We start from the raw sequence: 17075 nt of genomic DNA, 5'->3' as shown, positions 1-17075 counted from the left end.
GCAAAATTCAAAACGTAGCACAGGCATCTTGCCTGTGGATTCAGATCGGATCGCCTCATTTAAGATGAAACAGTCCACTAGAGTCTAGCCAGGAAAGCGCTCTCCTGACAACGGTCCGGCGTCCCGCCGGGGCGCTTCGCGGAGCCCCCCGCAAAGCGCCCCCCAACTTAGCTGGAGGCGGGGACGCCCACTTTGCCGACCACTTCGCCGAGCAGCATCCGCCCGGCGGCTTCGAGCAGTTGCTCTTCCAGGTAGGGTTTGGTGAAATAGCCCCGGGCGCCGAGCTGATAGGCCATCTGGCGGTGTCGGTCCGCGCCCCGGGAGGTGAGCATGGCGATGGGGAGATCCTGGAGAGCCGGATCTTTCTGCATCCGGGAGAGCAGTTCCAGGCCGTCCATGCGGGGCATTTCGATATCGCAGAAGACGATTTCGCAGGGGAGGCCGGATTTGAGTTTTTCCCAGGCTTCCTTGCCGTCCCGGGCTTCTTCGACCCGGTAGCCCGACTTTTCAAAGGTCATCGACAGCAGCGATCGCACGGTGATCGAGTCATCGACGATGAGGACCGTGGGTTCGTTCTTGTGGGCGGGCGCTTCGGCCGCCTCGGTCACCCCGGCGTCCTCCCACTTCATCGTGTGGGCATCGGGGCGGATCTTGTCGGTAGCCAGGTCGATCAGCTCCAAGACGTCGGCGATCGCGACGATCTGGCCGTCCCCGAGTACCGTCGCCCCCGCCACACCGACGGGTTTGGGCACCGGACCCTCGAGCTGCTTGATCACGATTTCCTGTTCCACCAACACCTGATCCACCTGCACGGCCAGGTAATTCCCCGCCGCCCGCAGGACGATCACCGAAATCATGTCCTCCTCGACATTGGCGCCGTAGACGCCGCCGCGGCCGAGGTGGCGCTTGTAGGTGAGCAGCTCCCGCAGGTGCCGGAAGGGGAGGACGGACCCCCGCCATTCCAGGGTCGGCTTGCCGTCGGACCCGGTCTGAATTTGCTCCCGGGGCACGTCGATCATGTCCTCCACCCCGTCCATCGGGAAGGCGATGCGGGCGCGATCGCTGATGCAGCAGAGCGCCCGGGAAATGCTCATATTGAGGGGTAGGCGGATGGTGAAGGTCGTCCCCTCTCCCAAGGTGGAGTCCGTGGTGATCGTGCCCCGGATCTCGGCCAAATTGGTGCGGACCACATCCATGCCCACCCCACGGCCCATAATTTCGTTGGGATTATCCTGCGTCGTAAAACCCGGGCGGAACAGGAGGTCGTAGATCTCGTGCTTGGGCATATCTTTAGCCTGTTCGGGGGAGATCAACTGGCTCCGGATCGCCTTTTGCTTGACCCGCTCCACGTCGATGCCCCCGCCGTCGTCGGACACCGAGAGTACCGTTTGGTTGCCCTGGTGGAAGACCTTGATGGTGATCTGGCCCGTCGGCGGCTTTCCGGCCTTCTGGCGCACCTCGGGCGGTTCGATCCCGTGGGCGATCGCGTTGTTGACCAGGTGGGTGAGAGGGTCGCGCAGTTTTCCGAGCAGCATCTTGTCGATCAGGGTGTCCCGCCCCTCCACGACCAACTTGGCTTGCTTGCCGCATGTGATGGAAATATCCCGCACCGGCCGCTTCAGTCGGTCTGCCTCCTGGGTGAACTGCTCCATCCGCGCCTTGTTGAGTCCCTCCTGCAACTGGTTGGTGACTTGGCGGAGCTGCCGGCCCACCTGGTCGGCCTCCTCCACCAAGAACTCAATGTCCGCGGCCGACTCCCGCACCCGCACCACCAGCTCGATGATCTCCTGGGAGAGGGTATGGAAGGGGGTGAAGCGGTCGAGTTCGGTGGATTCAAACCCGGCCGTTTCCCCGCCGTCGGAGTCGTCGAGGGGGTGGGGCGACGACAGCATGGGTTTTTGGCGGTTGGAGAGCAGGGAAATTTCCAGCAGCGATCGCTCGTAGAAATCCTGCATCCGCTGCCCCACGTCACTCAGCAGCGACACCTGGTCGAGCAGGTTGTCCAAAAACTGGCGCATCCGCTCCTGATCCTGCTCCAGGCTGTTGCGGTTGACCACCAGTTCTCCGATCAGGTTGCTGAGATTGTCCAGTTGCTTGACCGGGACCTTGGCGATCTGTTCAAATTTGGGGGCCGGCTTCACGGGCGATCGGACACCTCCGACGGCGCTCGGGTGATCGTCAATCAACTTGGCCAAATATTTGAAGTCGTCCTCTTCCTCTTCCTCCTCCGCCTCCGCGTCCCCGCCGCCATCGGAGGCGGAGGTTGTCACCTCCTCCGGCGTGTTGAGGAGGCGGTCGAGGTCGGAGAGCATCTCATCCCCCTCTTCTGACGGTGGCCCCGACGCTTCGGGTTGATTCAACAGGTCGTCGAGGCCGGCAAAATCCTCGGCCTCGCCGTCCCCCGCCGGGGGGACAGCCGGCTCGGCGGGGGACGCTTTCGGTCGGCCGGCCGCCCGGGGCTCAGGCGGCGGGACGGGTTCCGGAGTCGTTTCTACCTCCGGCAACCCGAACAGTTCGCTGAACAAGTCGTCCTCGGCTTCGCCGTCCGCGGCTGTCCCCGCACCGTTTCCGGGGCTCGCGGCCGATTCTCTGGGGGGGCGGCGCGATGCCTCCGCTTCCCGGAAGGGGTCTTCGATTTCCTCACCCGCGACCAACTGTTCAAACCAATCCCCGTCATCGGTGTCCGGAGCCGCTTCCGGGGCGGCCGTCGTCGCCGAGGAGCCGCCGTCAACTGCCGTTTCGGTTTCGTCGAAGAGGACCGAAAAGCTCGGGTCTAGATCTTCCGACTCCCAGCCAGACCCGTTCCCGTCCGCCGTCGGGTTTGTCCCTTTCTCGGACTCCCCGTCGTCGAGTACGAGCAGTTGTTGGATGAAGTCGTCGGCGTCGTCGCCCCCCGCCGACCCGGATTTCGGGCGAGATTTGGCGGTGCCGGCCTCCGGTGGAGCCCCGGTTTCGATGTCGTCGAACAGCAGGTTCGCGAAGTCCTCGTCCCGGGTGGTCGCCGTCATTCCGGGGGTCGCGCCCGACGGTCTCGGCCTAGCGGAGTCGGGGGAATCCTTGCCGAAGAAAATGTCGAAATCGTCGGCACTCGGGTCGCCGTCGCCGGTTTCCGGCGTTCGTGACCGGGGGGTTTCTTCTTCCCAGCCATTTTCGATCTCGTTCCCGTTCCCCTCCACCCCTGCAAACAGGGCTGCCAGACTCTTCAATTCCTCCGGTTGCATAGCTGGGCCGCGGGGGGAGTGGCGATCGTCCGTCGAGATGTTCGGGATGGAATCCCCCGCCGGCAAGTCGAGCAGCGCCCCGGAGCCGGACGGCTTGGATTGGGGCGGGGCGTCCAGGGGGGAATCGTCGAGGGTCATGGGCGGGGTGTCGGGAGCCGGTTCGACCCCGAGTTGGGCCAGGAGTTCTTCGTTGAGGGTGGGGTCCTCTTCTGACCCGTCCCAGACCGGGGGCAAGAGGGCCTCCAGGGAGGAACTGACGACAATTTCATCTTCCCGGTTGGTGAGGATCAAGTCTTGGGCTTGTTTGAGTTGGGGGATGACCACCGGGGCCAGGGTGCGGTAGCTGTTGTCCGGGTTGGCGATCGCCCGTTCGACGGTTTCCAGGAAGCTGACCCAGTGGGGTTTGTCGAAGGTTTCGCCCGCCCGCCCCAACCCTCGGCAGAGTTCGACGAGTCGGTTGCGGCCGTCCGGGGTGGGTTGCTGTTTGAACAGTTGCAGCATCTCCCGCAGGCGATCGGGCACGTCGCTGCGGAAGAACAGTTCTTCGGCGCTGTCGATCGCCTCGGAGGGTTCGTCCCGCGCCGGCGGCGGCGCGGATGCCGGTGCCGGCACCGAAGGCGGCTCGGCCGGCGCGGGTGTCTGGGTCAAGACCACCCCCTTTTCGCCGCAGAGGGTGTTGATGTGGTAGTTGAGGCCGTCGAAGACCGGTTCGACTTCCTGCAACAGGCTGAGGGAGGTCTCTTCGGTGAGCCCGTAGGGACCCGACAGGTTGTCGATGAGGGCCTGCAGGGTGTCGAAAATTTGCAGGAACAGGGATTCGAGTTGCTGGTCTACTTGCAGCGGCCCCCGTTCGGTGATCTTTTCCAGGGCTTTGAAACTATCTTCGAGGCGGTGGGCGGTTTTTTGAATGCTGTGGAGGCCGAGCATGGCCGCCCCCCCCTTGACGGAGTGGGCGGCGCGGTAGACCTCGTAGAGCAGTTCGGAGTCTTCGATGGTCGATTGCAGGTTGAGTAAGCCCTGCTCGATGGTATTGAGGTGGTCTTTTGCCTCCTCAATGAAGTACCCCATGATGCGTTCTTGTTGTTCCGGTTGCATGGCTCGTTAGGATTCGCTAACAATTAACAATTAACAATTAATAATTAACAATTAATTATTAATTGTTAATGATCGGTTTACTGACGTTCGGAGGGATCGACCCGGAACCGTTCCACGGAGGTCAGCAGGTCCCGGGCGACGCCCACCAGGTTGCTGAGGGCGCTGGCGACCCGGTGCGCTTCTTGGGAGGTTTCCTGGGCGCTGTGTTCGACGGCCTGCATCACCTGGGCGACGGCGCGGGCGGTTTCGTTCTGCTCCACGGTGTCGGCGGTGATGGACCGAACCAGCACGTCGATGCGGTTGGTGACTTGGATGATGTCGTCGAGCGATCGCTTCGCCTGTTCCGCCAGTTTCGTCCCCTCGATCACCTGCTGGTTGCCTTCTTCCATCGCCATCATCACCGAGCTGGTCTGGCTCTGGATCTGCATGACGATCTGTTCGATTTCTTTGAGGGATTTGGCGGACTTGTCGGCCAACTGGCGCACTTCGTCGGCGACGATGGCGAACCCGCGCCCCGCTTCCCCGGCCCGGGCTGCCTCGATGCTGGCGTTGAGGGCCAGCAGGTTGGTGCGGGAGGCGATGTTGGAGATGATGGCGACGATCTTGGAAATTTCCTGGGAGGATTCGGCCAGCCGCTTCACGTCCCGGGTGGTTTCGGCCACGGTTTCCCGAATTTTCAAGATCCCGGCCACGGTCATCTGCACCGCCTCGCCCCCCTTGGTGGCCACGGCCGCGGCCGAGCGCGCCACCTCTTCGGCTTCTTTGGCGCTCTCAGCGACCCGCTGGATGGCGTCGGTGAGCAGTTGCACGGAGTTGAGGGTGGCCGCCAGTTCCTCGGCCTGCCGCAGGGCGTCCCCAGCCACGTCCTTGGCGAAGCTGGCGCTGTCGGTGGCCCCCTTGCTCACCTGGCGGGCCGCCTGTTTCACCTGCACGACGATTTCCCGCAGGTTTTGGATGGTGAGGTTGAAGGAGTCGGCTACGGCTCCGAGCACGTCGGCCGTCACCTCGGCGGAAACGGTCAGGTCGCCCCGGGCGGCCCCTTCCACGTCGTCGAGGAGGCGGATCACCTGGCGCTGTAGGTTTTCTTTGGCCTCTTCCTGCTCCTCGGCCTTGCGCTGGGCTTCCCGGGTGGTGCTCTGGATGAACTGCGCCATGTGGTTGAATTTGGCGCACATCTGGCCGAGTTCGTCTTCGGCGTACACGTTGACTCGGGCGTCTAAATTGCCCCGGGCGATGGCGTCGAACTGGGCCTGTAGTTCTTTGGAGGCTTTCCCCATCTGTCCGGCCGTGATCCGGCCGACGGTCCAGGCGGTGCCGAAACTGGCCGCCCCGGCCACGGCCGTCATGATCCAGCCCGTCGTCCGCAGGTAGTTGACCACCAAGGCCCGGTCGTTGCGGGCGGCGATCTGGGTGGCGACGTTGGTGGCGACGGCGACGGCGATCAGGGTGACGAGTCCCGTTCCCAGGGCCGTGTACAGGGATTTGATTTTCAGGGGTTTATTTTCGAGGAAGGCGAAGGAGCCGGGCTCGACGGAGAGGCTGGTATCGACGTGGTCTTCCGAGGGGGCGGTGAAGGTGGTGAGGGTCTCCCGCTCCGTCGGGGTCATCAGCTCCTCGTCTTCGTGGATGGCGGAGCTGTCGCTCTCGAGGTTGCTCGTCGTGGTGGCGATGAATTGGCTCTCGAGGTTGTCGTCTTCAAAGTCGGAGCTGTCGGGCAGGAAGGCGGAGGCTTCTTCCGGGGACACCTCGAAGTCCGGCAGGTGGCCCAGGTCGTCGAATTCTTCAAAATCGTCGAGGAAATCGTCGGTGGTTTGGGAGTGGGAGGCGATGCCCGTGGCGGCCGGGGGGGGGACGGACCCGTTGCGATCGCCTTTGGCAGTGGGCTTGGCCCAATCGCGGGGGGGGCCGGCTCCGTTTTCCTCGAACGTCTCTTCATCCAGGGCGTCCAGGTTGAAGCTGTCGGGAATGTCGTCGTCGGCGTCGAGGTCGGGGGGCTCCGCGAAGGCGGGGATGTCCGCGCCGTCCAAATCGAAGTCGGAGTCTTCCTCGAAGACCGGTCCGACTCCCCGGGAGGAATCGGTCAGCAGGGTTTCCGCCTCGTCGTCCGCTTCCGCCTCCCCGTCGAGTTCCATCATGTCGAAGGGGGACTCGTCAAAGTCTTCGGCGATCGCGGCTTTTCCATTCTGGCGGTGAGCTGCGGTCCGGGGAATTTCCGCCTCCTCCTCCGTCCCCGGGGGGGCTGGCTCTTCCAAGGGGGCAAAAATGTCGTCTAATTCGTCGTCGAACTCCCCGAGATCCGGGTCTCCGGAGAGGGTCTCGGAGCCCGCGTCCGGGGCGATCGGGCGCGGGCCGTTGCCGTTGCCGTTGGACGGTTCCGATTCCGGGGACAGGTCGTCCAACTCGAACCGGTCCGACTCCGGCTCCGGTTCGGTCGCCCCCAGGTCGGCGCCCGAGAGTCCCGGCCCTTTGAGTTCCGGGGCGATCGCCTCGTCTTTAAACAGGTCCCCCGAGAGTCCGTCGAGGTCGTCGTCGGGGAACTCGCCCTCGGGCGGGGCGAAGTGGTTGTCGGACTCGTCTTCTCCCGGGATCTCCGCGGCCAGTCCGAAGGGATCTCCGGTTTCCCAGTCGGTTTCCCCCACCACCCCCTCTTCCCCGTCGTCGGCCCCGTCCCCTTCCAATTCGGCGAATGGGTTGTTCAGGGGGTTGGTCAGGTCGGAGTCGGCTTCGTACTCGTCCAACTCTGCCCCCGCGTCGGCGAGGGGGTCGGACTCGAAGGCGATCGCATCGAAGTCCCCTCCCCCCAAGTCCGGCTGGGACAGATCCGAGGAGTCCAATTCCCAATCATCTTCTGGCATTCCCCCGTCCAATTCGGGTTCGGACATCGCCGGGATGCCGAGGTCGAGATCTTCCAAATCCTCGTCGGCCCCAGCCTCGCCCGCCGGGGACATTTCCATCGCTTCCTCGAAGGGTTGAGAGAAGTCCATCTCTTCCGGGTTCAGCTCTTCTTCCTCGAGGTCCAGTTCGCGCTCCTCGGCTTCGGCTACCCGTTCCGGCGGGGGGGAGAGGGATTCGATGTCGATGTCCAAATCCGACAGGTCGTCCGCGATGTCGGCGGCGAGGTCGGGTTCGGACTCTATCCCGACGGGTTCCGCCGCCGGTTCGTCGCCGTTGAAATCTTCTAAAATGGTTTCCGTGGCATCGTCAAAATCGTCGTCGTCCGGCGGCGGTGCCCCCGAGCCGTTGGGGGGGTCGGAGGAGGAACTCAGTTGGTCGGCTTCCGTCATGTAGGCTTGGGCTTGGTCGAGCAGTTCCGGGTCGTCCGTCAGGGTCAACACCGCGTTGTATTGTTCCCGGGCGACGTCATATTGCTGCAAATCGTAATAGATGTGGCCGCACAAAAGCCGGGCGGACGGGTCGTCGGGGTAGTCTTCGACCAGTTGACAAACTAAAGTCGCCGCCTCTTCCAAGTTGCCCTCGGTGTAGGCTGTCTCCGTTTTGTGATACTCCTGCAGATAGTCTGCACTTGCTGACATTTGCCATCCCTCTTTTGACTTTAGAGTTACCGTGAGAATTGTATGTAAGTGAATCCGACTTCAAATTCAGACTGGATTGGCTTCACACAATTTTGTTACTGCTCTATCAATAATTCGTTCGTCTATCTCCCCGACCTCTTCAATTGTAATCGTCCAAAGTCAAAAGCAGTCCCGTTTCCGAAGCCAACGGGTCGCTCCGATTCCCACCCTTCAGAGCGCCCACCGGGCTGACCGCAGAATGGCGATCTGGTCGAGCAGCCGCAACACCCGCTCCTCCGATTCGTCGAGGACCCACTCCCCTTTGATGTACTGCGCCATGCTGTCGGGCACCTGCACGGGCATCCGCATCTCGTCCGTGGGCAGCCAGTCCATCGCTGTCGAATTGTTGATCGCCTCGACCGCCAATCCGAGGATGGTATCTTGATCCTCGATGGCGATGACTGGAATTTCTGTGCGATCGGTATTTAATTGCATTGTATCTCCCAAAAACTGTCCCAGGTCGGCGACCCAGATCACCCGACCCCGCAGGTTGAGAGTCCCCAGCAGCAGCGGCGACACGTTGGGGATGGGGGTGATGCGATCAAGGGCCTGGGAGAGCACTTCTTTGATGCCCGTTGCCGGTAGGGCTAATTCGGCACCGGAGGCGACGAAAAACCGCAGGTGCAACTCCCCTTCCGGGGTTTCTAGCTCTTGGAATTCCGAGGCGTCCGCCCCCTGACCCGTCAGAAAATCTGGATTTCCGACCATCGTCCTTCACCTACCCCCGCAGCAATTGCTTGACGGTTGACACCAATTCGGTCGGCTGAAATGGTTTGGCAATGTAAGCGTCCGCACCTTGTTTCATGCCCCAATAGCGGTCAAATTCTTCCCCTTTTGAAGAACACATGACGATGGCGATATTTTGGGTTTTTGGATCGGATTTCAGACGGCGACACAGTTCGTAACCGTTCATCCGGGGCATGACAATATCCAGGACGACCAGGGCAGGGCTGTGCTGTTGGACTTGTTCGAGAGCCTCAACCCCGTCGCTGGCTACGGTGACCCGCAAACCGCTCTCTTTGAGGAGATTTGAGATCATCTCCCGCTGTGTCACACTGTCTTCTACAACCATAACTGTATTCATACTGTCTTGCTGAGTTGCTGGGTTCTGGGTGAATTGACACTACGGCGGAGGGACTGGGGCGTCTCCAATACTACATTTCGGCCAACCCTAACGCTCCGAGACACTCCGGTTGCAGGCCAAATGCTTGATTGCAACCGCGATGGAGATTGCTTTAACATAATATTATTTGATTTCAAGTATACCCAAGTTCGCTGCGGATTGATTTAGGTGGAACGAGATTCGGGGGTTTCGATCGCATCCCAATTTTCCGAGAGTTCCTCGCTCAGTTTGTTCTCGGGGGTCGGCCGCTCCGGACTCCCGCGGCCGACGTAGCCTTCGACCAGGGTCAGCAGTTCCGTCTCCCGAAACGGTTTGGTCAGGTAGTTGGTCGCCCTGACTCGCCGGGCTCTGAGGCGATCGATGAAGCCGTCGATCCCCGTGAGCATGATGATGGGGGTCTGCCGGAAGGCGCTGGAATTTCGCAACATCGCGCAGATTTCGTATCCGTTGAGTTCCGGCATGGCGATGTCGCACAGGATTAGGTCGGGTTTGAGTTGGAACACGTGGCTGAGGGCTTTCAGGGGATTTCCGATCGCCGTCGCCTCGTAGCCGTGTCCGGTCAAAATCAATTCCACTGTTTCCCGGATCACCCGGTCGTCATCGATGCAGACGATGCGGGGGACTTTGGCGGTGACGGCGAGCCGTTCGTCGGGGGAGGGACTCGGTTCCGAACCGGGGTTGAGGAGTTGCACCAAACCTTGCTGCACGAAGGGATAGATCGCTTTGGCGACGGTGACGATATCTCGGTTCAAATACCGGGCGATCTGCCGGAAGCTGGTTTTGCCGTCGGCCCAGCGGCTCAGAGTCTCGAAGGCGTTGGGGCGGACGCTCTGACGCAGTTTGTCGCGATCGAGGATCAGCGGACATTGATTCGGGGATTGGATGTGGGGGTGGAAGGTTTTCCACTCCTGAACCTGTTTCATGATCCGGGCCAGCAGGGGGCCGATCTCCAGAGTCATCAACTGGGGGGCCAGGGGGGGACTCATCTCGAAGTTGAACGTGCCCTGGTGCAGGCTCAACAGGTCGAATAGGGTTTCGCAGATCATGCCGTGCAGGATGCTGCGCCCCTGGGCCGGAGAGATGGCATTTTTCTCCAGCAGCAACCACAGGTAGCCGTATTCGGGGGCGTTGACGGCGGCGATGGAGGGGACTTCCAGGCCGTCGAGGGCTGTGTCCGCTTTGTAGCGGCGGAGGTAGTCTCGCAGCCGCAGCAGACTCCCTTCGCTCTGTCCGGCGTAGATGATGCGGCCGTTGAAGCAAAAGACCAGCCAGCACTGACCGTCAAACTGTCGGCGTAGCTTGTCTTTGACCGGATGTGGGGGGGGACTGTAGGCCTCGACCATCAATTCCCCGGTTCGCTGGCCCAGCTCGATCAACTGCAATATGCTGCGGATATCAATTTCATTCAAAGAGCCTTGCATGAAGCAAGTGGCCTCCCTATCATCGCTGGATTTCTACCTCCATCCTCTCACACCAGTCCCGCTTGATGTGGCTCTCGATCGGTTTGGCGTGCTTAAAAATTCTTCGCCCCCCTCGACCGGCGATCGGATCTCGGGTGTCCGGGGCGCGATCGCACCCATTCTCCACTGGGTCGCTTTCGGCGCTCCCCCCCATCGACAATAGCACAACGGGCGGGGGGCTGCCGTTGCGGGGGGCCGGCGATCGCGCTTTTACCCCGCCCTTCGGTCAGGGTTGGGGATGGGGATTTTCGGGGGGCGATCGGTTTTAGCTTTCGTTCACGAGAGCCAAACAACAATGAGCCACCTACTTTAACACCAACTGATATATTGCATTCCCTGACAACAATCCGTCGCCAAACAGCGATTAATCCTAATAATGGTACAGCAGATAGCGGTAGTTTGCGATCGGCTCGTGTTGTGATGCGCGATCGCCCCAATACCTTGCCCCGTTTTACGGCTCACCTATTCTTTACGGATCAATATTCATACGGCGCGCGATCGCACCAAAGGACGTTCATCAGCAACAAAGCGCGATTCGAGGACTAATCAAGTAGTTGAAGAGGGAGAAGGTGCTATCTGCAGTGTGTTGGTTTTTGATGCACAATTGACAACTGAACAGATTAAAGATTTTGAAAAAGAAGGAATTGGCGATCGCTGCATTGATGGTTTTGGCAGAATTGCTGTTAATTGGCTGGAAGAATATCAATATTTTTCAGCTAGATATCCAGAAATATTTCAACCGAATCAAAATCAATTAGAAGATGAGTACCATGACTGAGCCGCACAAAACGTCATATTATTAGACGCATTGTTGTATACGGTACTTTGATTTTAGATACACCAACTTGTTTGGGAAGTGGTGATGCAGATAGTCCCACTGATTTGGCATTACTCAGAGAATGAAACTGAGTTACTAAAAGGATTGGCGATCGCACTCTCCGGCCTGGAACAAGGTGAAATCAGCCTGGGCATGAAAAAGCGTCGCGGTTTTGGTCGCTGCCATGTCAAAGAATGGCAGGTTTGGAACTTTAATCTAGAAAATGCAAGCGATCGCACCGCTTGGTTAAAATTTGAGCATTGGCACACCGGTTTGTTTCCTGAACTTCCTAGTTATCCCCAAATTCAAGAAGCATTCACTCGAGCTAATCTTTCAAACGCCAGGTTTTATTACGATCGCGGCTACATAAAAATTGAAATGAGTCCTCTGGGTGTCAATCATAGTAGAGATCATTCAGTCGTGGCACGATTAATTAGTTTATTTGACACGTTGAAAAATATTCGAGTGATCGAGTTTACGAATGTGACTTTTTATGCCTAACCAAAGCCCAAACCCAAGCAATAAAACCCGATCGCACCCCTTGATTATGCGATGATATTAATCGCGATGCGATGGCATCAGATCTCATCTATTCACACAGATCCCGATCGCGCCCTTCAACTTTGGGATTGGTTTCCAAATAATCCTGCAACCAATCGCAACTGCGGGCGATCAAGCTGTCGAGATCCAGATTGTCCATACTCCACAACATCAGCGTGCCGTCATCCTTGGCGATCGCGATCGTGCGGCCGTCCGGACTGAAACGAATCCGGTTCACGAACACATTTTGATCGATGGTGGTGATCGGTTCGATAGGGCTTTTCAGGGCCGAACAGCCCCCCTCGGGCCAGAGTTTGTCGCGATCGCGCTTCACCGCCCACAGCCGAATTTTCTTGTCATCGCTGGCCGTCGCCAAAATTTTGCCGTCGGGACTGTAACTAAGGCTGCGGACCGTGGCAAACGCCGTCATCGGACAGGAATCCGGCTGCACCGAGCGATCGCGCGTCCACAACTTCACCGTCTTGCCCGACGCCACCGCCAGTTGTCCGGGTTCGGGGGAAAACGCGATGCTATTGACACTCTCAGGATAGGGAATGCTCGGATAGGGCACCCAAGTCGTCCCCTCCCGACGCCACAGCTTGACGGAATACTGTTCGTTTCTCTCGGTACCCCCCGTCTCGCTGCCGATGGCGACGCCCAAAATACTGCCATCGGCACTGAAGTGCAAATCGCTCACCGCCCCATTGGGGGGCAACGCCGGAATTTGTAAGGTTTCGACGAGTTCACCGGACCGCGTCCACACTTTCACGGTCCGGTCCGCACTCGCCGAGGCGACGAGATCCCCCGTGGGGTCGAACGCCACCGCGTTCACGGCGAGTGTGTGACCTTCGAGGGTGGCGAGGGCGCTCCCGTCCAAATTCCACAGCCGGATCCGATTGTCAGCACCCGGTGTAGCCAAAATCGGGTCGTCGGGGTCGGGACTAAAACTCACCCAATTGAGATCATTGGGCGGCACTTGGCTATCGAGTTGCCACAACAAACTCCCGTCCGCGCCGCCGACGTCCCACAGCTTCACCCAACCGTCATTTCCGGCCGTCGCCACCATCCGGCCGTCGGGGCTGAAACTGACGCTCCAAATCGCCGCATTGTGTCCCAGAATCGCCACTTTGGCTTCTGGGGTGTGACTGCGACTCCACAGTTTCACCGTCGTATCGGCGCTGGCCGAGGCGACGGTCTGACCGTCCGGGGTAAACGCCACCGACCAGATGTCATTTTGATGCCCCACCAGCGTATTCAACAAATTCCCATCTCCCGCCGCCCAGATCTTGACCGTATCATCCCGGCTGCTGCTGGCGATCGCTTCCCCGTCCGGGCTGAAACTGACGCTCAAAACATCTTCGTTGTGTCCCTTCAAAGTCACCAACTCCGCCTTCGCCTGCAGATCCCAGAGTTTCACGGTGCGATCGCCGCTCCCGGACACCAAAATATTGCCATTTTGGGGATTGAAGCTGACATCGTGGACGCTGCAAGACTCGTACAATTCGGGAGGAATGCTGTCGCAGTGTCCTTTCAAAATCCCCAAGGCTTCGCCGGACAAATTCCACACCCGCACCGTCTTATCTTTGCTGCCGCTGGCGAGTTTCTGTCCGTCCGGGCTGAATTCCACGTCCAACACCTTGTCCGTATGCCCCTCCAGGACTCGCAGCGGCGTCCCGTCGGACCGCCACAGCCGGATCGTCTTGTCGTTGCTGGCGGTGGCGATAATGTTCCCGTCGGGGCTGAATTTGGCGCGGGTGACGAGATCCGTGTGGCCGGCGAGGGTTTGCAGCCACCGAAATTGTCCGGCCTCCCCATCCCAGATCCAGAGCGTCACCCGATTATCGGCGGTGGTGGTCAGAATCCGGCGGCTCTCGGGGCTGAAGGCGACGCTGGTGACGCTGGCTTCGTGGGGCAAATCCTGCAGCCACGCCCCATTGCGGCTCCACAGTTTGGCCGCGCCGTCGTTGCCCGCCGTGGCGATGGTGTCGCCGTCGGGGCTGAAGGCGATGCCGAGGACGCTGCTGGCGTGTCCCTGGAGGCGGTTCTGTTCCTGCAGGCCCGAGATCACCTCCCGCAACCCGGCGGTGACGTCGAATTTTTGTTGGGGATTCGGTTGCGTCTCCAGGATGTCGGTACTCACCCGCAGGGCGGTGAGCAGGATTTCGAGTTGGTTGTTTTCGTCGGAGAGCCGCAGGGCCCGTTCGACGGATTGTAAAGCCACCAGGCGATCGGCGGCATTGCGCTGCCGTTTCTGCATTTCCCACCCCGCAAATCCCATCAGCAACACCGCCACGCCGACCCCGATCAGGCCGCGAATTCGGCGTTCCCGTTTCAAATAGTCTTCGGCTTGCCGTTGTTTTTGGCGGGCTTCTTCGAGCTTTTTATGTAGCTCTTGTTCCCGCCGGAGTTCTTGGTTTTGTTCTTGCAGTTGCTCGAATTGGGCGTCGCGATCGGATTGGTGTTGGTGGCGGATAAAACCGGCCAGATAGTCGTGGACGAGCTGATAAAATTCGGTGTCAACTTCGACTTCTCTGGAGATGAGTCCGGACTGTTCAAAGATGTGTAAAATCAGGTCGAGTTGGGGGGTGATGGAGGGTTGATGAAGCTGGGTTCTCAACTCTTCTTCGAGTTCGGAGCGGGTTCTCAGGGGGCGGGTGTCGTTTTCGTCGGTGAGCAGGTAGAGCATCCGTTTGGCCATGCGCTCGTTTTCGGCACCGCAGTCCCGGATGGTCACTTCCAGAAAGCGCTCCACCAGTTTTTGTTTCGGACCCCGGTTTTGATATTCGGCGAGGGTGGTGATATTTTCGGTCTGCAATTGAGCGCCGACCACCTGCATTTCGATGGGGCGCACTTCTCCCAGTTCGCCGGACAGGTCATCGACCAGGGTTTCGATCAGGGCATCTTCTAAATAAAAGTGGGAGCGATCGGCTAAACTTTTGATGACATCGTAGGCTTCTTTGGGGGTGAAGTTGCCTAGATAAAAGAGGATGTCTTTGCTCAATATATCGTTGTTGATGGCATCAAAATCGGTGAGGCGGACGGATTTCAACAAATGGTGCAGGTAATCTTCGCGGACGGAAAGGATGACCTTGACGAAGGGGATGTCGAGGATGTCGCGCAACAACTCGAAGAAGCTTTTTTGACCTTTTTTATTGAGGACAAAAAACAGCTCTTCAAATTGGTCGAATACGATCACCGTCAGCCGGTTGCGATCGCAATTTTTTTTGATGTTTTCGATGATTTTTTGAATCAATTCTCGCCCGTCGCCCTCGTCCGGTTTGTTCCCCTCGGGGTCAGTGAATCCCGTGTCCACGGCGACCTGGGTTTCGGCGGGGGTTTCCGCCTGTTGCAGGGCCGCGAGTTTGCGATCGAGTTCGCCGATGTAGGAATTGTAACTGCTAATGACGACGGGCATCACCTGGCGGGCGTCGATATGCCGGCGTTGGAGGGCGGGTACCAAACCCGCCCGCAGCAGGGAACTTTTTCCCACCCCCGACTGGCCGTAAATGACCGTCAATTTGTGTTGGGAACTCGCCATGCGGTTGAGGAGTTGCGCGATCGCTTTTTCCCGCCCGGATGCCTGGATTTCGTCGGCGAAGGTAGACCCGGAATCCACGTCGGCGAGGGCGGGGTCGATCGCCCGTTCCCGAGGTTGCAGCCGCCCCGCCCCGATAAATGCCGTGTAGCCGAAAATACTCGATTTTGTCCGGTATTCCCGCTTGATTTCAAAGGCTTCCCGGTACTCCCCGCGATCGAAATAGAGGCGGTGCAAAGTATCCAAAATTTTCAAATACAATTGGGGATTGTACTGGGGCAGGGTGGCGCGTTTTCCCCACTCCAATTTTTGGATCGCCTCCCCCGGCTGCCCCAATTTTTCTAACGCTTCCGACAACAGCCACAAATAACGCCCCTGATGTTGGTTGAAAATGGAATCGTCGAGGGCGTCGGCGGTATCCGTGTGGACGAGAATATCCAAGGCCACTTCCGCCAATTCCCGGGCTTCACTCCACTCCCGCCGCCGCAGGGCGACTTCAGCTAAAAATCCGTAATCCTGAGCCAACAACACCTGAGAAAGCGTCCCCGGCGTCTGGTGAAGTTTTCGGGATGCGATCGCCAACTCCCACAGGGCTTTCCAATCTTCTAACTGCCGCAGTACCTCCCCCAATTTATTGATAAATTTCGCCACCAAATCCTGGCGACGGGCCAGTTCAAACCGCTGGATGCACTGTTGTAAATGCTGTTTCGCCCGCTCCCATTCCCCGTAACTGCTGCCGTGGCGATATTGTTCGGCTTGGTAAATATCGCACAGCCCGATGTGAAATAGCAAAATTCCCTGCCATTCCAAATGGCTGAAATCCCCCCGGGAGGCGTGGGAAACTTGGGCGTTTTGTCGCCAAAATTCGAGGCTCTCCTGGTACAACTTCAAAGCTGAATCGATCTCGTGGTGGGCGTAGTGGAACCGGCCTAAAACAAACTTCAAACTGCCTTCCAACTCCGCTGGAAAAACGTCGATCTGCCGCTTAAGATCCCGATAGGCTAACTCCAACTCGGAGGCGGAATTAAACCCCAAAATCTTGCCGTTGGGGACGAACTGCAGCGCCCCCAATTCCTGCACGCCGGCGAAAACCTGTCGGGCTTTGCCCTCCAAAAATTCGAGCAACTCTTGAGTCCCCAACACGAATTCGTAGGTGGTCGCCCAACTGGTAAAATCCTGAGCCCGCCGGTTCATTTTCTTCCACAGGTTGTCATCGATCCACAACACCAGGGGAAAGGAAAAATTGCGGAAGGCTTCCCGGGCGAAATTCGTGGCGTCGAGCACTTCGTCGAGATCCCGGACGGCTTCCAAACCGTAAACCATCAAAACCGACGGTTCCTCTTCCCCGTCGAGTTCGGCTTGAATCGTACCGTAGAGGCTCTGTACGCCGCGGGGAAGCTGGAATTCTCGAATCGGCAGGGGGGATTGTTCTCCCAAGTCCCGCACCACCTGCTCCCGCAAGTTGGTATAGTTACAGCGCACCACCAACAGCGAAAACTGACCCTCGGACAGTCGGAGGGTGCGGCTCAAGGTGTGGAGTTGGCTGGCATTTTGAGTGGTGGTATCGTCAAGGGGGTGCGGGCTCATGTTGCTTCTTACCTGTGATCCCTGATAAATCTAGGGTAACGTTAATGGCACCTTCCGGAGGTTTCTAAAAATTGGGCTGGGGTCGGTTGGCTCCGGTGACTCCGCGATCGCACTGTCTACAAGTT

8 protein-coding genes are annotated in these 17075 nt (G+C 59.0%); 2 read left to right on the top strand and 6 right to left on the bottom strand.

Going from position 1 to position 17075, the window contains the following annotated elements; all coding sequences use genetic code 11:
- Positions 1 to 167: 167 nt before the first annotated feature.
- The 5 genes from LKE08_RS18150 to LKE08_RS18130 all read right to left on the bottom strand — a co-directional run bounded on the left by LKE08_RS18150 (position 168) and on the right by LKE08_RS18130 (position 10432).
- Positions 168 to 4316, bottom strand: coding sequence for a response regulator (locus LKE08_RS18150; RefSeq protein WP_324705660.1), 4149 nt, complete (start codon positions 4314 to 4316; stop codon positions 168 to 170).
- Between the two features lie 77 nt (positions 4317 to 4393).
- Entirely contained in the window at positions 4394 to 7849 is a 3456-nt protein-coding gene (locus LKE08_RS18145; protein WP_324705659.1) for a methyl-accepting chemotaxis protein, read from the bottom strand.
- A 210-nt stretch (positions 7850 to 8059) separates the two neighbouring features.
- On the bottom strand, positions 8060 to 8596 hold the full coding sequence (locus LKE08_RS18140; protein WP_324705658.1) for a chemotaxis protein CheW: 537 nt from the start codon (positions 8594 to 8596) through the stop codon (positions 8060 to 8062).
- A 10-nt stretch (positions 8597 to 8606) separates the two neighbouring features.
- Positions 8607 to 8972, bottom strand: coding sequence for a response regulator (locus LKE08_RS18135; RefSeq protein ID WP_324705657.1), 366 nt, complete (start codon positions 8970 to 8972; stop codon positions 8607 to 8609).
- Between the two features lie 203 nt (positions 8973 to 9175).
- Entirely contained in the window at positions 9176 to 10432 is a 1257-nt protein-coding gene (locus tag LKE08_RS18130; RefSeq protein WP_324705656.1) for a response regulator, read from the bottom strand.
- 643 nt (positions 10433 to 11075) lie between these two features.
- Between LKE08_RS18130 and LKE08_RS18125 the strand changes: the two genes are divergently transcribed.
- Together LKE08_RS18125 and LKE08_RS18120 are read left to right on the top strand one after the other, a co-directional pair.
- Positions 11076 to 11249, top strand: coding sequence for a hypothetical protein (locus tag LKE08_RS18125; RefSeq protein WP_324705655.1), 174 nt, complete (start codon positions 11076 to 11078; stop codon positions 11247 to 11249).
- Positions 11250 to 11330: 81 nt separating this feature from the next.
- Positions 11331 to 11789 carry a hypothetical protein gene (locus LKE08_RS18120; protein WP_324705654.1) on the top strand — a complete coding sequence of 153 codons (459 nt, stop codon included), beginning with the start codon at positions 11331 to 11333 and terminating at the stop codon, positions 11787 to 11789.
- 88 nt (positions 11790 to 11877) lie between these two features.
- Here LKE08_RS18120 and LKE08_RS18115 read toward each other — a convergent pair whose 3' ends face one another.
- Positions 11878 to 16950: an AAA family ATPase gene (locus LKE08_RS18115; RefSeq protein ID WP_324705653.1), complete on the bottom strand. Its 5073-nt coding sequence runs from the start codon at positions 16948 to 16950 to the stop codon at positions 11878 to 11880.
- Positions 16951 to 17075: the final 125 nt, after the last annotated feature.

The organism is Lyngbya sp. CCY1209 (assembly GCF_035615495.1).
Taxonomy (GTDB): Bacteria; Cyanobacteriota; Cyanobacteriia; order Cyanobacteriales; family Microcoleaceae; genus Limnospira.
The sequence above is the reverse complement of the archived record's forward strand: the minus strand, read 5'-3'. Positions and strand labels throughout refer to the sequence as shown.

Bases quoted from the DNA above. Each gene is read 5' to 3' on its own strand.
- LKE08_RS18140 (WP_324705658.1), bottom strand. From the start codon at position 8,596: ATGGTCGGAAATCCAGATTTTCTGACGGGTCAGGGGGCGGACGCCTCG.
- LKE08_RS18150 (WP_324705660.1), bottom strand. From the start codon at position 4,316: ATGCAACCGGAACAACAAGAACGCATCATGGGGTACTTCATTGAGGAG.
- LKE08_RS18135 (WP_324705657.1), bottom strand. From the start codon at position 8,972: ATGAATACAGTTATGGTTGTAGAAGACAGTGTGACACAGCGGGAGATG.
- LKE08_RS18115 (WP_324705653.1), bottom strand. From the start codon at position 16,950: ATGAGCCCGCACCCCCTTGACGATACCACCACTCAAAATGCCAGCCAA.
- LKE08_RS18145 (WP_324705659.1), bottom strand. From the start codon at position 7,849: ATGTCAGCAAGTGCAGACTATCTGCAGGAGTATCACAAAACGGAGACA.
- LKE08_RS18130 (WP_324705656.1), bottom strand. From the start codon at position 10,432: ATGCAAGGCTCTTTGAATGAAATTGATATCCGCAGCATATTGCAGTTG.